The 16,668-nt window shown below is 65.0% G+C and carries 15 protein-coding genes; 11 read left to right on the top strand and 4 right to left on the bottom strand.

Annotation, left to right across the window (positions count from 1 at the left end):
- Nucleotides 1–32 precede the first annotated feature (32 nt).
- The 6 genes from dnaJ to BN1120_RS00325 all read left to right on the top strand — a co-directional run bounded on the left by dnaJ (nt 33) and on the right by BN1120_RS00325 (nt 7,896).
- On the top strand, nt 33–1,169 hold the full coding sequence (gene dnaJ, locus BN1120_RS00350) for a molecular chaperone DnaJ (RefSeq protein ID WP_041214802.1): 1,137 nt from the start codon (nt 33–35) through the stop codon (nt 1,167–1,169).
- A 264-nt stretch (nt 1,170–1,433) separates the two neighbouring features.
- Nucleotides 1,434–2,924, top strand: a complete 1,491-nt coding sequence (locus BN1120_RS00345; RefSeq protein ID WP_080767822.1) for a carbohydrate porin — start codon at nt 1,434–1,436, stop codon at nt 2,922–2,924.
- A gap of 111 nt (nt 2,925–3,035) precedes the next feature.
- Nucleotides 3,036–3,995, top strand: a complete 960-nt coding sequence (locus tag BN1120_RS00340) for an aminoimidazole riboside kinase (protein WP_080767827.1) — start codon at nt 3,036–3,038, stop codon at nt 3,993–3,995.
- A gap of 83 nt (nt 3,996–4,078) precedes the next feature.
- On the top strand, nt 4,079–5,443 hold the full coding sequence (locus BN1120_RS00335) for a sucrose-specific PTS transporter subunit IIBC (protein WP_042014242.1): 1,365 nt from the start codon (nt 4,079–4,081) through the stop codon (nt 5,441–5,443).
- On the top strand, nt 5,443–6,858 hold the full coding sequence (locus BN1120_RS00330; RefSeq protein WP_042014241.1) for a glycoside hydrolase family 32 protein: 1,416 nt from the start codon (nt 5,443–5,445) through the stop codon (nt 6,856–6,858). The genes BN1120_RS00335 and BN1120_RS00330 overlap by 1 nt, the downstream gene beginning before the upstream one ends.
- Before the next feature lie 27 nt (nt 6,859–6,885).
- Nucleotides 6,886–7,896: a substrate-binding domain-containing protein gene (locus BN1120_RS00325; protein WP_042014240.1), complete on the top strand. Its 1,011-nt coding sequence runs from the start codon at nt 6,886–6,888 to the stop codon at nt 7,894–7,896.
- Nucleotides 7,897–7,974: 78 nt separating this feature from the next.
- Here the strand turns inward: BN1120_RS00325 and BN1120_RS00320 are convergent, their stop codons facing one another.
- From BN1120_RS00320 to BN1120_RS00305, 4 genes are all read right to left on the bottom strand, one after another.
- A complete protein-coding gene (locus BN1120_RS00320; protein ID WP_042014238.1) occupies nt 7,975–8,703 on the bottom strand; it encodes an MgtC/SapB family protein in 729 nt (242 codons plus the stop codon).
- A gap of 182 nt (nt 8,704–8,885) precedes the next feature.
- Nucleotides 8,886–9,260, bottom strand: coding sequence for a hypothetical protein (locus tag BN1120_RS00315; protein WP_042014237.1), 375 nt, complete (start codon nt 9,258–9,260; stop codon nt 8,886–8,888).
- Nucleotides 9,261–9,631: 371 nt separating this feature from the next.
- A complete protein-coding gene (locus BN1120_RS00310; RefSeq protein ID WP_042014236.1) occupies nt 9,632–10,903 on the bottom strand; it encodes an NAD(P)/FAD-dependent oxidoreductase in 1,272 nt (423 codons plus the stop codon).
- 52 nt (nt 10,904–10,955) lie between these two features.
- Nucleotides 10,956–11,141 (bottom strand): YgaP family membrane protein, encoded by a 186-nt coding sequence (locus BN1120_RS00305; RefSeq protein ID WP_041213243.1) that lies wholly within the window; start codon nt 11,139–11,141, stop codon nt 10,956–10,958.
- Nucleotides 11,142–11,226: 85 nt separating this feature from the next.
- Here BN1120_RS00305 and BN1120_RS00300 point away from each other — a divergent pair, with 85 nt between their 5' ends.
- From BN1120_RS00300 to BN1120_RS00280, 5 genes are read left to right on the top strand one after another with little or no spacing between them, the layout of a single operon-like run.
- Complete coding sequence (locus BN1120_RS00300) at nt 11,227–11,541, top strand: ArsR/SmtB family transcription factor (RefSeq protein WP_041214807.1); 315 nt, start codon at nt 11,227–11,229, stop codon at nt 11,539–11,541.
- Nucleotides 11,538–11,951 carry a YeeE/YedE family protein gene (locus BN1120_RS00295; protein WP_042014235.1) on the top strand — a complete coding sequence of 138 codons (414 nt, stop codon included), beginning with the start codon at nt 11,538–11,540 and terminating at the stop codon, nt 11,949–11,951. Before BN1120_RS00300 ends, BN1120_RS00295 begins: the two co-directional genes overlap by 4 nt.
- A gap of 13 nt (nt 11,952–11,964) precedes the next feature.
- Nucleotides 11,965–12,411, top strand: a complete 447-nt coding sequence (locus tag BN1120_RS00290; protein ID WP_042014233.1) for a YeeE/YedE family protein — start codon at nt 11,965–11,967, stop codon at nt 12,409–12,411.
- Nucleotides 12,412–12,450: 39 nt separating this feature from the next.
- The gene (locus BN1120_RS00285) at nt 12,451–13,470 is read left to right on the top strand and encodes an efflux RND transporter periplasmic adaptor subunit (RefSeq protein WP_042014232.1); all 1,020 of its coding nucleotides are present in this window, start codon (nt 12,451–12,453) and stop codon (nt 13,468–13,470) included.
- A complete protein-coding gene (locus BN1120_RS00280) occupies nt 13,463–16,645 on the top strand; it encodes an efflux RND transporter permease subunit (protein WP_042014231.1) in 3,183 nt (1,060 codons plus the stop codon). The genes BN1120_RS00285 and BN1120_RS00280 overlap by 8 nt, the downstream gene beginning before the upstream one ends.
- Nucleotides 16,646–16,668 lie beyond the last annotated feature (23 nt).

Raw genomic sequence — 16,668 nt, 5'->3', positions numbered from 1 at the left:
TGCGTAACTGCTGATATAGCAACAGGATGAGTATGTCGAAGCGCGATTTCTACGAAGTGCTCGGGGTGTCGAAAGGTGCCGACGAGCGCGAGATCAAGAAGGCGTACAAGCGTCTGGCCATGAAGTATCACCCGGATCGCAACCAGGGTGATGCCGGGGCTGAAGAGAAGTTCAAAGAGGTCAAGGAAGCCTACGAGGTCCTGACCGACGAGAACCTGCGTGCCCGTTATGACCAGTACGGTCATGCCGGGGTGGATCCGAGCCAGGGTGGCGGCCACGGCGGCTTTGGCGGTGGCGCCGATTTCGGCGACATCTTCGGCGACGTGTTTGGCGACATCTTCGGTGGTCGCGGGGGCGGTCGTCGCGGCCCGGCCCGTGGCTCTGACCTGCGCTACAACATGGAGCTGACGCTGGAAGAGGCGGTGCGCGGGGTCTCCAAGGAGATCAAGATCCCGACCCAGGTCCACTGCGAAGTCTGCAACGGCTCCGGTGCCCATACCGGCAGCTCCGCCCAGACCTGCCCCACCTGCCACGGCTCCGGCCAGGTGCAGATGCGCCAGGGCTTCTTCGCGGTGCAGCAGCCCTGCCCCCACTGTCACGGTCGCGGCAAGATCATCAAGGATCCGTGCCGCAAGTGCCATGGGGAAGGGCGTTACCAGAAGACCAAGACCCTGTCGGTCAAGATCCCGGCCGGGGTCGATACCGGGGATCGCATCCGTCTCTCCGGCGAAGGGGAAGCGGGGGAAACCGGCGCATCGGCGGGGGATCTGTACGTACAGGTTCATGTGCGCGAGCACGAGATCTTCGTCCGTGACGGCAACGACCTCTACTGCGAAGTGCCCATCAGCTTCACCACGGCGGCGCTCGGCGGGGAGATTGAAGTGCCGACCCTGGATGGTCGGGTCAAGCTCAAGGTGACCCCGGAGACCCAGACCGGCAAGCTGTTCCGCCTGCGGGGCAAGGGCGTCAAGTCCGTGCGCTCCGGCCAGGTGGGGGATCTGATGTGCAAGGTGGTGATCGAGACTCCGGTCAAGCTGACCGAGACCCAGAAAGATCTGCTGCGCCAGCTGGACGACTCCTTCAGCGGCGCCGCTGCCAAGACCCACAAGCCGAAATCCGAAGGCTTCTTCGAAGGGGTGAAACGCTTCTTCGACGACCTGACCAAATAAACGCGACCCGCGTTACCCAAGCCGGCACGGATGTGCCGGCTTTTTTTTGCCCGCCATCTGGCCTGGATCCCCCCTTATTGAGTGGATCCCGATGAGGGATCCTCCTCACAACTTCCACCAATTCCCCCTGTACAAATGTTATCCCGCTCACACTCCTGCTGAAACGGTTTAGCTGGTGTATTGAGTCAGCTAAAGCGGTTTAGCTATCCTCGGCTCGTCAACAACAACAGAGCCCGGACGGGCGACAGAAGACAGGTGAGGACGATGACGATGTTCAAGAGCAAGTTGGCGCTGGCCGTGGCGCTGGGATTGGGAATGAGCAGCCCGCTGTGGGCGGCGGATGGTGGTATCGAGGCTCGTCTGGCGGCGCTGGAGGCGCGGGTGCAGGCAGCCGAGGCGCGCGCCACCGCTGCCGAAGCGCGGGCCGATGAGGCCCAGAGCAAGGCGAGCGAAGCCCGCGAGACCGCCGCCGTGGCCAAGGCCCAGAGCGAGAAGGTGGACAAGCAGACCGCCGGGGCCCAGGGCTTCGAGTTCCACGGCTATGCCCGCTCGGGCCTGCTGGTGAACGGCAATGGCAACGGTGGCCGCGGCGGCCCCTACATCACCCCGGCCGGCTCGGTGGGCGGCGCCGTGGGTCGCCTTGGCAACGAGGATGACACCTACATGGAGGCCAACCTGCTGAAGACCCAGACCTTCGACGATGGCAGCTGGGCCCGCTACAAGCTGATGCTGGCGGACGGGGTGGAGACCAGCAACGACTGGACCGCCAGCGATTCCAGTCTCAACACCCGCCAGGTGTTTGCCGAAATCGGCGATCTGGCGAGCTTCAGCGGTCCTTTCCAGCACTCGGTGCTCTGGGCGGGCAAGCGCTTTGACCGGGACAACTTCGACATCCACTGGCTCGACTCGGACGTGGTCTTCCTGGCCGGCACCGGCGGCGGCGTCTACGACGTGCAGCTGGCCGACAGCTGGAAGGCGAACTTCTCCCTCTACGGGCGCGACTACGGCGACATCAGCGCGAGCGGTCTCTCCGACATCGAAAGCTACATCCTCACCATGAACAACCGCGTTGGCAACTGGCAGTGGATGCTGAACGGCCTCTCCGCCAAGGACAACGAGGCGCGCATCAATGACGGCGGCGCGGGCAGCGAAGCGGCGAACAAGGGGGCCCACACCCTGGTGGCCTACCACGCCGACAGCTTCTTTGGCATCAACCCCGGTTTCTCCAAGGCGGCGGTGCTGTATGGTCACGGTCTGGGTGCCGAGCTCAAGGGGCTGGGCTCCGACAGCGAGCTGCTGCCGGATGCCGATGCGGTGCGGGTCGCCGTGTTTGGTGCCACCGATCTTGCGCCTCGCTGGCGTGTGGCCCCGGCCCTGCTGGCCGAGCACAGCCAGGATCGTTACGTGAAGGGGGACGAGTACCGCTGGGTGACCCTCAATGGCCGCCTGGCCCAGGTACTGAGCCAGAACGTCGAGCTGGTCTACGAGGCGACCTGGCAGTACATGGACCTCGATCCCAAGGGCTACAAGGGTCGTCAGGCGGTGAGCGGCGATTTCACCAAGCTCACCTTCGCGCCGACCTTCAAGGCGCAGACCGCCGGTTTCTTCGAGCGGCCCGAGCTTCGGGTGTTCGCCACCTGGATGGACTGGTCCTCCGAGCTCGACAACTACGCCAGCTCCGATGCCATGGGCCAGAGCAACTTCACCGCCGGGGGCGAGTGGAACTTCGGCGTGCAGATGGAAACCTGGTTCTAGTTCGTTATCCCGATCACAAAAATGGCAGGCGGCCCCGGGATCTGTTGGTTAGCTAAAACGGTTTAGCTGATAATGCGGACCCAGAACCCGGGGCTGACCCCGGCAAATCCTGTGCAGCAGTGGAGTAGCAACAAGGTGACGAATCGTGTGTGGGTAATGGGGGATGCGGTAGTGGACTTGATCCCGGAAGGGGAGCAGCACTACCTCAAGTGTCCGGGTGGCGCACCGGCCAACGTGGCGGTGGGCGTTGCCCGGCTCGGCGGGGAGTCGGCCTTCATCGGCCGGGTTGGCGCGGATCCCTTCGGCCGCTTCATGGGGGAGACCCTGGCCAGGGAGGGGGTCGACATTCGCCACCTGATCCAGGATCCGGCCCATCGCACCAGCACGGTGCTGGTGGATCTCGATGAGGCGGGGGAGCGCAGCTTCACCTTCATGGTGCGCCCGAGCGCCGATCAGTTCCTGAGCCCCGCCGATCTGCCGGTCTTCCAGGCCGGGCAGTGGCTGCTGACCTGCTCCATTGCGCTCGCCAACGAGCCGGTGCGCAGCAGTTGCCTGCAAGCCATGGCGACCATCCGGGCCGTCGGGGGGCGGGTCTGCTTCGACCCCAACCTGAGGCCAGAGGTGTGGGGCAACCCTGCCGAGATGCTGCCCGTGGTGCGCGAGGCCATGGCCCTTGCAGACGTGGTCAAGCTCTCGGTGGAGGAGCTGCAACTGCTGAGCGGTCTGGACGACCTGGCCGCGGGGCTTGCCACTCTTTCAGGCCCGGCACTGGTGCTGGTGACCCGGGGAGCGGGGGGCGTGGTGGCCCGTCTGGGTGGCGAGTTGCTGGAGTGGGTGGGGCCCAAAGTGACGCCACTCGATACCACGGGGGCGGGGGATGCCTTCGTCGCCGGACTGCTGGCGGCCTTGGCCGAACGGACCTCGCTGCCGACGCTGGCCGAGCTGCCCGCCATTCTGGCCCAGGCCCACGGCTGCGGGGCGCTCGCCACCACCGCCAAGGGGGCGATGACGGCACTGCCGACCCGCACCCGGCTGGATGAATTTTTGCGATCAGGCGCAGACGGCTGTTGATCTGCGGCTAGAAGCCCGGCTCGACAGCCCCTACTCTCATGTGACAAGGGCCCGCCAGCGTGGCGGGTCATAAGAGGAAGAATATGAATATCAGTGCGATAGCCCAGGATCTGGTGCCCCTGCTCGGGGGCAAGGAGAACATCGTCAGCGCCGCCCACTGCGCCACCCGGCTGCGGCTGGTGCTGGCGGACGACAGCAAGGTGAACAAGGCCGCCATCGACAAGCTGGAGGGGGTCAAGGGGTGCTTCAGCAACGCCGGCCAGATCCAGGTCATTTTCGGCACCGGCCTGGTCAACAAGGTCTATGCGGAGTTCGTGGCGCTGACCGGGACCGGCACCGCCAGCAAGGCGGAGCTGACCGACATGGCGACGGCCAAGCTCAACGTGGCCCAGCGTCTGGCGCGGACCCTCTCCAACATCTTCGTGCCCATCATTCCGGCCATCGTCGCCTCCGGCCTGCTGATGGGGCTGCTCGGCATGGTGCGCACCTACGGCTGGGTCAACGCCGACAGCGCCCTGTTCGTCATGCTCGACATGTTCAGCTCGGCAGCCTTCATCATCCTGCCGATCCTCATCGGTTTTACGGCGGCGCGCGAATTCGGCGGCAACCCCTATCTGGGGGCGACGCTGGGGGGCATTCTCACCCACCCGGCCCTGACCAACGCCTGGGGCGTGGCCGGGGGTTTCAAGACCATGGATTTCTTCGGCCTGGATGTCGCCATGATCGGCTACCAGGGCACCGTCTTCCCGGTGCTCCTGGCGGTCTGGTTCATGTCCCACCTGGAGAAGCAGCTGCGCAAGCGCATCCCTGACGCCCTGGATCTCATCCTCACCCCGTTTTTGACCGTCATCATCACCGGCTTCGTGGCGCTGCTCTTCATCGGCCCCGCCGGGCGGGTGCTGGGGGATGGCATCTCGTTCGGTCTGAGCGCCCTCTATGAGCAGGCAGGCTGGCTGGCGGGTCTGGTGTTTGGCGGGACTTATTCCCTTATCGTCATCACCGGCATCCACCACAGCTTCCACGCCATCGAGGCGGGGCTGCTGGCCAACCCTGCCATCGGCGTCAACTTCCTGCTGCCCATCTGGGCCATGGCCAACGTGGCCCAGGGTGGGGCTTGCCTCGCGGTCTACTTCAAGACCCGGGACGTGAAGATCAAGGCCATCACGGTGCCGGCGGCCATGTCCTGCCTGCTCGGCATCACCGAGGCGGCAATCTTCGGGGTCAACCTGCGCTACATCAAGCCCTTCCTGGCCGGTCTGTTCGGCGGGGCCTGCGGCGGCGCCTACGTGGTGGCGGCCAAGGTCGGCATGACGGCGGTGGGCCTGACCGGCATCCCGGGCATGGCCATCGTCCAGCCCATGAGTCTCATCCACTACGTCATCGGTCTGGTGATCGCCTTTGGCGCCGCTTTCGTCGCCTCCTACCTGCTCAAGTACAAGGTGGAGTGATGAAGGAAACCCAATTCCTCAACCAGATTGTCCGGTCCCTGCTGGCCGGACAGCTCAAGGCGGCGTCCGATCCCCATCGGCCCCGCTGGCACCTGGCAGCCCCGGTGGGGCTGCTCAACGACCCCAACGGTTTCATCGAGCACGACGGGCGCTATCACCTCTTCTACCAGTGGAACCCGCTCGGCTGCGAGCATCGCAACAAGGGCTGGGGCCACGTCACCTCCACCGATCTGTTGCACTGGCAGCACGAGCCGGTGGCGCTCTTGCCCACCGAGCCCTATGAGAGCCACGGCTGCTATTCGGGCTCGGCGGTGAGCGACGAGCAGGGGCGTCTGACCCTCGTCTATACCGGCAACGTCAAATACCCGGATGGCGGCCGCACCGCCTATCAGTGTCTGGCCCACGCCGACGGTGCGGGGGGCTTTGCCAAGCTGGGACCCGTGCTGGACCTGCCCGCAGGCTACAGCGGCCATGTGCGCGACCCCAAGGTGTGGCACGACGGTCGGCAGTGGCTGATGGTGCTGGGGGCCCGCACCCTGGACGATCGGGGTGAGGTGCTGCTCTATCGCGGTGACACCCTGGATGTCTGGACGCTGGTGGGCCCCATCGCCGGCAGCGGGCGCGGCGGTCTCGGGGAGTTTGGCTACATGTGGGAGTGTCCGGACCTCTTCCCCCTGGGAGATCGCCATGTGCTGATCAGCTGCCCGCAGGGGATTGCCCCGCAGGGAGAGGATTATCGCAACCTCTACCAGTGCGGCTGGCTGGCGGGTGACTTCGACGGCGAGCATTTCGCCCACGGGGTTTTCCACGAGTTGGACAGGGGCTTCGAGTTCTATGCGCCGCAGACCACTCAGGACAACCAAGGGCGGCGCCTGCTGTTCGGCTGGCTGGGCTTGCCGGAGGAGAACGAGATGAGCCAGCCCACTCTCGAGCACGGCTGGATCCACCAGATGAGCTGCCCGCGGGAGCTGTTCTGGCAGGATGAGTGGCTCTGCCAGCGGCCGGTGGCAGAGTTGGGCGCCCTGAAAGGGGAGCAGACCCGCTTCGAGGGGGCGCCGGACGAGCTGCCTGCCCTGGCCATCGACTCGGCCTGGCTCGATCTGGCGCTGTGCGGTGAAGGGCGCCTCGGGTTCGGGGCCGTGGTCGAGCTGGTGTGGCAGCCGGGGCGTCTTGTGCTGCGGCGCCAGAACTGGCAGAGCGGGGAGTGGGAGGAGCGAAGCGCCCCCTGGCTTGGGGGCAAGATCACCGTCTTGTGTGATCGCTCCAGCCTGGAGTGCTTCGTCGATGGCGGGCGCCAGAGCTTGTCGACCCGTTACTTCCCCGGCGAAAACCCAGTACTTTCCGCACGTTGCGGTGGTGATGGCAGCAAAATTTGTCTCGATCACTGGCCGCTGGCGACCTGCCTAGTACAATAGCCCGGTGTCAGTTTGCCGGGAGGTCAGGTGGAGAAGAAGAAACGGATCACGATTGCCCAGATAGCCACGCTTGCGGGGGTCTCCAAGGCCACCGCCAGCCTGGTGCTCAACGGCAAGAGTGCGGAATACCGCATCGCCGACGATACCCGCAAGCGGATCCAGGCGGTGGCGGACGAGTGCCACTATCAGCCGAGCATCCACGCCCGCTCCCTGCGGGAGGTGCGCAGCTACACCTGGGGGCTGGTGATCCCCGACCTCACCAACTTCGGCTTCGCCAGCATCGCCCGTGCCCTGGAGGCCCGCTGTCGGGAGGCGGGCCTCCAGCTGCTCATCGCCTGCTCCGAGGATGACCCCACCCTGGAGCAGCGGGTGGTGGACAACCTCATCAGCCGTCAGGTGGATGGCCTCATCGTCGCCTCCAGCGGCCACAGTGACGACATCTATGCCCGTATCCACGACCGCTTGCCGGTGGTGCAGCTCGACCGCCACATCGGTGAGTCGCGCCTGCCCATGGTGATCTCGGACGCCTGCAAGGCTACCGCCGAGCTGGTGCAGGATATGGCCGAGGATTGCGGGGAGGAGATCTACTACTTCGGCGGTCTGCTGGATCTCTCCCCCAGCCGCCACCGGCTGGCGGGTTACGAGCTCGGGTTGCACCGGGCCGGGCTGGAGGCCACTTCAGACCGGGTCCGCCACCGTGACTACCAGCCGAGCTCGGGTTATCAGCTGATGTCTGAGCTGGTGGACGAACTCGGGGCGCCGCCCAAGGGGCTGTTTACCGCCTCTTTCACCCTGCTGGAGGGGGTGCTGCGCTACCTCAACGAGGCGGGCCTGATGGAGACCGGCATGCGCCTGTGTACGTTCGACGATCACGATCTGCTCGACTGCATCCCCATGCGCATCGATTCCGTGGCCCAGGATTGCCCGGCCCTGGCCCGGGCCGCCTTCGAGATGATGCAGCAACTCATCGCGGGCAATCCCCCAGCCCAGACCGCCCAGGTCATTAACCCCAGGGTGCGCTGGCGCAGCCGCCGTTAGGCACACGGCTTCCCTTTCCTGTGAAAAAGCCCCGCCGGATCCGGCGGGGCTTTTTGTGCTGCGTCTGGTATGAGGGCGTCAATCGGTGATGCTGGCCCGCCAGAAGATCTGCTTGATGTGAGGGTGCTCCCCGAGCGTGTTCATCAGGGCATCGAGCTTGGTGCCATCGATGGCGGTGGCGAGCAGCGCCGCCGAGATCTCGAGATCCTGATCGCCGAAGGGGGTGATGTCGAGCTCGCTCAGGGGGTAGTGGGCCTGCTCCAGCATCTGCTCGAGCCAGGGCAGTACCTCCTTCTGGTGAGCGCGGCCGATGAGAGCGGTCACGTGATAGGTCACTTCGGTGTCCATGTTGTCCACCGGGTCACGGTTTATCTGGTTGACCAGGGGGCGCAGCAGGGTGTTGGCGGCCAGCACGAAGAGGGCGCCGAGGATGGCCTCCAGGGCGAACCCGGCGCCGCAGGCGGCCCCGACCGCGGCCACGCCCCACAGGGTGGCCGCTGTGTTGATGCCCCGGATGTTGCCGGACTCGCGCATGATGACGCCAGCGCCGAGAAAACCGATGCCGGAGACGATGTAGGCCACCACGTGGAGGACCCCGTAACTGCCACCATGCAGGTCATAGATGCGCTGGGCCAGGTTGACGAACAGGGCCGCCCCCACGGCGACCAGCACGTTGGTGCGAAGGCCGGCGGTGCGCTGGCGGTACTGGCGCTCGAGGCCGACCAGGCTGCCCAGCACGAAGGCGAGCAGCAGGCTGGACAGGGTGTCGAGCAGGGCGAGAAAATCGAGTTGTTGCCACATTCTCATGAAGGGTCTCCTTCTGGGGATGCCGACCAGCCTTCGCCCCCGGGTTGCGTGAGAGACGGGGGGCAAGGTCGACATCGTGGTGAATGCAAGGGCGCGACCCGCCTCCTGACGGGGCGGGATGGCGCAGAACAGGGAAGAGGCCCTTCACGGTTGCCCGGGAAGGACCTCGCCTCGTTCGAGGGTCAATGCCTGGTGGCGTCGTCCCCGGCGCGGGGGCGCAGTTCCCAGCGTACCGGGTGGATAGCCCCGACCTGGTGGATGAACTGCACCAGGTAGCGGCGCTGGGGCGGCGTGCAGTAGAGGCTCAGCACCAGCACGCGGCCTTCACCGCGCCCGGGCTGCATGGACTGCAGAGGACTGAGTCCGGCCGGTTGCAGGGTGTGGCTCACCGCCGCCAGCACCTGCTCCATGTCGGCTCTGTCTTCGCAGCGGATGTGCAGCCGATAGAGGTGCTGACGCCGTCTGCCACGTTGCCAGAGTGGTCGCAGGCCCCGTCCCAGTCTGCTCAGCAGGGAAGGGGATTTGTCAGCGACAGGGTTGTTTGAAATCAAGCGCATAGCAGCCTCCTTTTGGGAAGCAGAAACTATGCAGGCAAGGTGTCGGGGGATGAGTCCGCGTCACCTGACGTCAAGTGTGAAAAGCGGGGAAAAGAGGGATCCACTTCTCGCAGGGTGGCGAGTCGCGGCAGAGAATAACCTGCGGCTAGCTCGCGACCAGGGTGCCGACGACGAGGGTCGGCGTGCGTCTGTCACTTGATGAGTTGCCCACCGATGGTCTCCGCTAGTGATAAAGAGGCGACATGGTAGCCGATACGGCGGCCTGGGTAAACCCCGAACCATTGATAGCAACATATTGAAACATAATAAAAAAGAGATGAAAGCACCGGTGAAGGGAGCCCTCTTCCCTTCACCGGCGGGTCCTTGGGGGGTTACCGGGTCTTGTCGATGCCCAGGTATTTGAGCATCAGTTTTTCATAGATGGGTTCGGTGTCGCCCACCTGCATCTTGTGCAGGAAATACTTCTCGAACGCTATCTTGGCCAGGTGGACCCACTTCCCTTTCTTGAACCAGGCGACGTTACGCGGCGGGATCTGCGGCATGGCCACGAAGGCGGCCCCTGTGTCCCCCATGTCCGCCAGACAGATGGCATTCCACACCGCCCGGGTGACCGGGGGTTGGCCGTCCAGCTCCGCCTTGATGTTGTGGCTTAAGGTGCGCACCATGGCCTCGATCATGTAGCCGGTCTTGGGCACCCCGGTCGGTACCGGCGTCTTGTGCTGGGGCGGGATGGCGATGCAGACCCCGGCGGCGTAAATCTGCGGGAAGACAGGGTTGCGCTGGTGTTCGTCGACGATGACGAACCCGCGGGGATTGACCAGCCCCTCGAGGCCCCGCAGGGGGCTGATGCCGGCGAAGGCGGGCAGCATCATGGCATGCTTGTAGGGGAGGCTGTGGGTGCGCTTGACGTTGCCATCTTCATCCAGCTCCTCCACCGTCATCACCCCATCCCTGGCTGCCACGGTGCGGGCATTGCAGATCCATTGCATGTCGCGCATGCGCAGCTCGCTCTCCAGCATGCCCTTGGAATCCCCCACGCCGTTGAGGCCGAGGTGACCGATGTAGGGTTCGCTGGTGACGAAGGTCATGGGCACGTTCTTTCTCACCTTCTTGTCGCGCAGGTGACGATCGAGGATGAAGGCGTATTCGTAGGCCGGGCCGAAGCAGGAGGCGCCGGGCATGGCACCGACGATCACCGGACCCGGTTCGTCGAGCAGCCCGTTGACACTGTGCAGGCACTCCTCTGCGTGGGAGAGGGTGCAGACGCTGGCGGTGCCGCCCGCCGTCGGGCCTGCTCCCTGCACCTCTTCAAAGGCGAGTGCGGGGCCGGTGCAGAGCACCAGAAAGTCGTAGTGCAGGTGCTGGCCATCGGAGAGGCGGATCTGCTGTTCGAGGGGTTGCAACCCGGTCAGGGCGGCGTGGATGAAGCGGATCCCCTTCTTCTTCACATGAGGCTCTATGGGGAGGGAGATATCCTTGCGCTCTCGCCACCGGACCGCAATCCACGGGTTCGAAGGGTTGAATTCAAAGTCGGGTTTGTCGTTCACCAGGATGACGTCGTGCTGCTTGCCGAGTTCGGCCTTGAGCTCGTAGGCGGCCGACATGCCCCCCAACCCTGCCCCGATGATGATGATGGTTGCCATAATGAGCCTCCGCTCTATTACACGGCTCCTGTGAGCCAATATGTCCACCTGCCTATTTGAGCCCCATTCGCCTGAGCACGGCGGCGGCGGGACAGACCCCGGTGAACGCGCTCTGGATCAGGTTGACCCCGACAAAGACGCTCAACCAGACAAAACCCGGGTGGACCCAGGCCGTGAGCAGCAGCGACAGCAGCAACATGCCACCTGCGACCACTCTGACTCCGTTATCGACGGTCATTTCTCGTCTCCTTTTGTTTAGTGATTGCTAATTTAGAGTTGTTTTATACAATAGGACAAATATCAGAAATTGCTAATTTAATCTTATGAGCCACTTCGACGAGATGAACCGACATGCGACAGCCGCCGCCGGCCTGCTCAAGGCGCTGGCTCATCCCGAACGCCTGATGGTGCTCTGCCAGCTGGTGGAAGGGGAGAAGGGGGTCGGGGAGCTGCTGGCCCACAGCCAGCTCGGGCAGTCGGCCTTCTCCCAGCAACTGTCGGTATTGAAGCGCCAGGGCCTTGTCCGCTCGCGCAAAGTCTCCCAGCAGATCTACTACTCCCTGGTGAGCGAGGCGGCGGCCGATGTGCTGGCGGCGCTGCAAACCCATTTTTGTCACTCAGATGAGGAAATTCGATGATGGAAAGCCAATGGCTGCTCTCGTTGGGGGGCGGCATGCTGGCGGGGCTCTCGGCCCTGATCCTGATGTTGTTCAACGGCCGGGTGGCCGGGATCAGCGGCATTCTGGCCGGTGCAATGCAGTACAAGACCCCCTGGCGGGTGCTGTTTCTGCTGGGATTGGGACTGGGGGCCTGGCTGGCGCTGACCCTGGGTTGGGCCACCATGCCCGCCTTTGATGCCTTGCCCGGCTGGCCCGTGGTGCTGCTGGCCGGCCTGCTGGTGGGCATCGGCACCCGCCTTGGCAATGGCTGCACCAGCGGTCACGGCATCTGCGGCATGGGGCGGCTGTCGACGCGCTCCGTGGTGGCGACGCTCACCTTTATGGGGATGGGCGTGGTGACCGTGTTCTTTACTCACCACATGTTTTGACGGGTTGATTGCCATGAAATTGCTGACGAGTGTGTTTGCGGGTCTGTTGTTCGGGCTGGGAATGGCCCTCTCCGGGATGATGGATCCGGCGCGGGTCACCGGGTTTCTCGATCTGGCCGGTGCCTGGGATCCCAGCCTGGCCTTCGTGATGGGGGGGGGCCTGGCTGTCTTCATGCCGGGCTACTTCCTGCTGGTGAAGCCCCGTCGTCTGAGCCTGCTGGGGGAACCCATGGCCCGGGTTCCCGCTCCCGTACTGGATCGCCGCCTGATTGGCGGGGCCGCACTGTTCGGGATCGGTTGGGGCCTGGTCGGCATCTGTCCAGGGCCTGCCTTGAGTCTCATTTCCAGCGGACAGCCCGTGATATTGTTGTTCATCGGGGCCATGGCGGCCGGGATCCTGCTGGTGGACAAGGTCTGGAACAGGGTGCTGGAGAAGGCTCGCCAGCACCGTACTGCCTGAGTTTTCAAGGTGCCAATGAGCCAGGGAAGGAGAATCATGATGAACACAATCCGGTTGCTGGTGACCACCCTGCTGGTCATGACATCCACCCTGGTGGCGGCCGAGGAGGTCAAGGGGCCGCTGACGCTGACCCCGCAGCGCGTCACCGACTGGCTCACCCTGAGCGGTACCGTGAGCGCCATTCATCAGGGGACGGTCGCGGCCCAGACCAGTGGCCGCGTCTCCCGCATGCTGGTGGATGTGAACGACGAGGTACAGGCCGGGCAGCCCCTGCTCGAGATAAGCGGCAAGGAGCAGTCTGCCGCAGTGACCGGCGCCGAGGCGCGGGTGGCCAGGGCCCAGGCCCAGCAGGTGGAGGCCGAGCGCCAGCTCACCCGTTATCAGGCCCTCATCGCCAAGGGGGTGATCACCCGGGCCCAGCTCGACAACGCCCAGGCAACGGATCGGGCCGCCCGCGCCGAGGTCAATGCCGCCGAGGCCGCCCTCATCCAGGCCCGGGAAGCCTACGGCTATACCCGTATCCTCGCCCCCTACGCCGGGGTGGTGACCAGGCGGCTGGTGGAGCTGGGGGAGACGGTGGCCCCCGGCACGCCGCTGCTCTCCGGTTTCTCCCTGGGCGAGCTGAGGGTGGAGTTGGAGCTGCCCCAGTCCGCACTGGCTCTCGCCGGCCAACCGTCGGATGTGCAGGTGCTGCTGCCCGGTGGCAAGGCCGTGACTCCCGTCAAGCTGACCCGCTTCAACTACGCCGACAGCCAGAGCCACAGTTTCCGGCTGCGCCTCGATCTGCCGCCGAACACGGCAGGGGTGCTGCCCGGCATGTGGCTCAAGGTGCAGCTCAAACGGGGTGAGCGTCAGGTGTTGCAAGTGCCGGAGCCCGCCCTGCTGCGGCAGGGGGAGTTCAACGGCGTCTACCTCAAAGAGGGGGAGGGCTGGGCCCTGACCCCAGTGCGGGTCGGCCACTGCGAGGCTGGGCTGTGCGAGGTCCTGGCGGGTCTCAAGGGCGGTGACACCCTGGCCCCCGATGCCTGGACCCGTCAACAGGAGGTGCCCCATGAGTAGCGATCTGAACGGCAGCCATGGCCGCCTGGGGCCGGCGGGTCGGCTGGCGGCCCTGTTTCAGGGCTCGGCCATCACCCCGTTGCTGGCGCTGGTGGGGCTCTTGCTCGGCCTCTTTGCCGTACTGGTGACCCCCAAGGAGGAGGAGCCCCAGATCGATGTCACCTTCGCAGACGTCTACATTCCCTTCCCGGGTGCCAGCCCGGCAGAGGTGGAATCCCTCGTCACCACCCCTGCCGAGCAGGTGGTCTCCCAGATAAAGGGGATAGATACCCTCTACTCCTTCTCCCAACCCGATGGTGCCCTGCTGGTGGTGGTGTTCAAGGTGGGCGTGAGCCGGGAGCAGGCCATCGTGGATCTCAACAACCAGCTCGACTCCAACCGCGACTGGTTGCCACAGGGGATCGGGGTCGGCCAGCCACTGGTAAAACCCCGGGGGATCGATGATGTGCCCATCGTCAGTCTGACCTTATGGAGCAAGGATTGGAGCAAAGAGGGGAGCAAGCAGCTGGGGGCCCCCGAGCTAACCCGGGTTGCCCATGAGCTGGAGACCGAACTCAAGCGCATTCCCGGTACCCGCGACATCTACCCGCTGGGCAGCCAGAGCGCCGTGCTGCGGGTGATCCCGGACCCGGCGGCCCTCAGCGCCCATGGCATCAGCTGGGGCGAACTTAGCCAGCGTCTCTCGGCCGCCAACCGGGTAGGCAGCGAGCAGGCCGTGGTGCAGGATAACCGGGAAATCAAGGTGCAGGTGGGGCAGTTCCTGCAAAGCGAGCAGGAGGCCCGCGAGCTGGTGGTGGGGTTGCACGACGGCAAGCCCGTCTATCTCGGTGAGGTGGCCCGGGTGTCCCTTGGGGAGGAGACCCCGGTGCAGCGCAGCTGGATGGGGCAGGGGCAAGCCAGCTACCCGGCGGTGACCCTGGCCATCGGCAAGCAGCCGGGGCAGAACGCGGTGGAGGTGGCCAAGCGGGTGGAGGCACGGGTGGAGAGCCTCAGGAATCGGCTCATCCCGGCCGGGGTCGAGGTGACGGTGACCCGTGACTATGGCGTCACCGCCGAGACCAAATCCAACACCCTGATCGGCAAGCTGATTTTTGCCACCACGGCGGTGGTGCTGCTGGTGCTGGTGAGCATGGGGTGGCGCGAGGCGCTGGTGGTGGGGGTCGCCATCGTCATCACCCTGGCACTGACCCTGTTTGCCAGCTGGGCGTGGGGCTTTACCCTCAACCGGGTGTCCCTCTTTGCCCTTATCTTCTCCATCGGCATCCTGGTGGATGACGCCATCGTCGTGGTGGAGAACATCCACCGCCATCGCGGCCTGGGCAAGGGGTCCCTCAAGGATCTCATTCCGGGCGCGGTGGACGAGGTGGGGGGGCCGACCATTCTGGCGACCCTGACCGTCATCGCGGCCCTGCTGCCCATGGCCTTCGTCAGCGGCCTGATGGGCCCCTACATGAGCCCCATCCCCATCAATGCCAGCATGGGGATGCTCATCTCCCTGCTGGTGGCCTTCATCTTCTCCCCCTGGCTGGCCAATCACCTGCTCAAGCGCGAGGGGCATGTCGCCCACGGGGAGGCCAAGGCCGGGCTCTTTCACCGGCTGATGACCCCCTTTCTGATGGGGGCGGGTGCCAAAAGAGCGAGACACAAGCTCTGGCTGGCCATCCTGTTGCTGGTGGCGGGGGCGGCCGCCATGCCCATGGTGCAGTGGGTAGTGCTCAAGATGCTCCCCTTCGACAACAAGTCGGAATTCCAGCTGGTGCTCGACATGCCGGAGGGGGCGACCCTGGAGCAGACCGAGCGCACCCTGCTGGCGGTGGGTCGGGAGCTTGCCAGGGTGCCCGAGGTGAAGGATTACCAGATCTACGCCGGCACCGCCGCCCCCATCAACTTCAACGGGCTGGTGCGCCATTACTTCATCCGCAGCGGCGCCAACGTGGGTGATATTCAGGTCAATCTGGTGGACAAGCATGAACGGGATCGCAGCAGTCACGAGATTGCCCGGTCGGTGCGTGCGCCCTTGCAGGCCATCGCCAGTGCGGCAGGGGGCAACCTCAAGGTGGTGGAGGTGCCCCCGGGACCGCCTGTCTGGTCGCCCATTGTCGCGGAAGTGTATGGCCCGACGCAGGCCGCCCGTGAAGCCGCTGCCCGCGCCGTACAGGCCCGCTTTGTGGCCACGGCGGATCTGGTGGACGTGGACATCTATCTGACCGCCCCCCAGCCCAAGTGGCGGCTGGTGGTGGATCGCGCCCAGGCGGCCCTGCTCGGGGTCGATCTCGGGGATCTGGTGGCGACCCTCAACGGGGGCGTGGGCTATCAGGATGTGAGCTGGCTGCAAGGGCAAGGCGCCAAGTATCCGGTGCCGATCCGCATCGAGCTCGCCCCCGGTGACAAGCGGGATCTGACCGGCATCCTGGCTCTCAAGGTGCGCAGCCAGAGCGGCCAGCTGGTGCGGGTCTCCGAGCTGGTGAGCCGTCGTGACGAGGTCGCCCCCAGTTACCTCATGCACAAGAACATGCAGCCCATGGTGATGGTGGTGGCTGACATGGGCGGCCATGCCGACAGCCCGCTCTACGGCATGTTTGCCGCCGGTGCCGACATCTCGCTGCCACAGTATTACGTGCATCAGCCCGACAAGCTGGGGGAGGTGGCCCTCTTGTGGGACGGGGAGTGGAAGATAACCTACGAGACCTTCCGCGACATGGGGCTGGCCTACGGGGTGGGGATGATCCTCATCTACCTGCTGGTGGTGGCCCAGTTCCGCTCCTATCTGGTGCCGCTCATCATCATGGCCCCCATTCCGCTCACCCTCATCGGGGTGATGCCGGGTCACGCCCTGCTGGGGGCCCAGTTCACCGCCACCTCGATGATCGGGATGATTGCGCTGGCCGGGATCATCGTGCGCAACAGCATCCTGCTGGTGGATTTCATCGAGCAGCAGCGGGCGAGTGGCATGGCGTTCGAGCAGGCGGTGATCGAGGCGGCGCAGGTGCGAGCCAAACCCATCATGCTGACGGCGCTGGCGGCCATGATAGGGGCGCTTTTCATCCTGGATGACCCCATCTTCAATGGCCTCGCCATCAGCCTGATCTTCGGGATCCTGGTCTCCACCCTGCTCACCCTGGTGGTGATCCCGCTGCTCTACTACAGCCTGCTCGTTCGCCGAAGTCAGAGGTAAACACAGGGGGCACGTGCCCCCTG

Origin of the sequence: Aeromonas caviae (assembly GCF_000819785.1) — a bacterium.
GTDB lineage: Bacteria > Pseudomonadota > Gammaproteobacteria > Enterobacterales > Aeromonadaceae > Aeromonas > Aeromonas caviae.
This window is presented reverse-complemented; position numbering and strand designations above follow the sequence as displayed.

Bases quoted from the DNA above. Each gene is read 5' to 3' on its own strand.
- BN1120_RS00335 (WP_042014242.1), top strand. From the start codon at position 4,079: ATGAATATCAGTGCGATAGCCCAGGATCTGGTGCCCCTGCTCGGGGGC.
- BN1120_RS00300 (WP_041214807.1), top strand. From the start codon at position 11,227: ATGAGCCACTTCGACGAGATGAACCGACATGCGACAGCCGCCGCCGGC.
- BN1120_RS00280 (WP_042014231.1), top strand. From the start codon at position 13,463: ATGAGTAGCGATCTGAACGGCAGCCATGGCCGCCTGGGGCCGGCGGGT.
- BN1120_RS00345 (WP_080767822.1), top strand. From the start codon at position 1,434: ATGACGATGTTCAAGAGCAAGTTGGCGCTGGCCGTGGCGCTGGGATTG.
- BN1120_RS00330 (WP_042014241.1), top strand. From the start codon at position 5,443: ATGAAGGAAACCCAATTCCTCAACCAGATTGTCCGGTCCCTGCTGGCC.
- BN1120_RS00315 (WP_042014237.1), bottom strand. From the start codon at position 9,260: ATGCGCTTGATTTCAAACAACCCTGTCGCTGACAAATCCCCTTCCCTG.
- dnaJ (WP_041214802.1), top strand. From the start codon at position 33: ATGTCGAAGCGCGATTTCTACGAAGTGCTCGGGGTGTCGAAAGGTGCC.
- BN1120_RS00290 (WP_042014233.1), top strand. From the start codon at position 11,965: ATGAAATTGCTGACGAGTGTGTTTGCGGGTCTGTTGTTCGGGCTGGGA.
- BN1120_RS00305 (WP_041213243.1), bottom strand. From the start codon at position 11,141: ATGACCGTCGATAACGGAGTCAGAGTGGTCGCAGGTGGCATGTTGCTG.
- BN1120_RS00285 (WP_042014232.1), top strand. From the start codon at position 12,451: ATGAACACAATCCGGTTGCTGGTGACCACCCTGCTGGTCATGACATCC.
- BN1120_RS00320 (WP_042014238.1), bottom strand. From the start codon at position 8,703: ATGAGAATGTGGCAACAACTCGATTTTCTCGCCCTGCTCGACACCCTG.
- BN1120_RS00310 (WP_042014236.1), bottom strand. From the start codon at position 10,903: ATGGCAACCATCATCATCATCGGGGCAGGGTTGGGGGGCATGTCGGCC.
- BN1120_RS00295 (WP_042014235.1), top strand. From the start codon at position 11,538: ATGATGGAAAGCCAATGGCTGCTCTCGTTGGGGGGCGGCATGCTGGCG.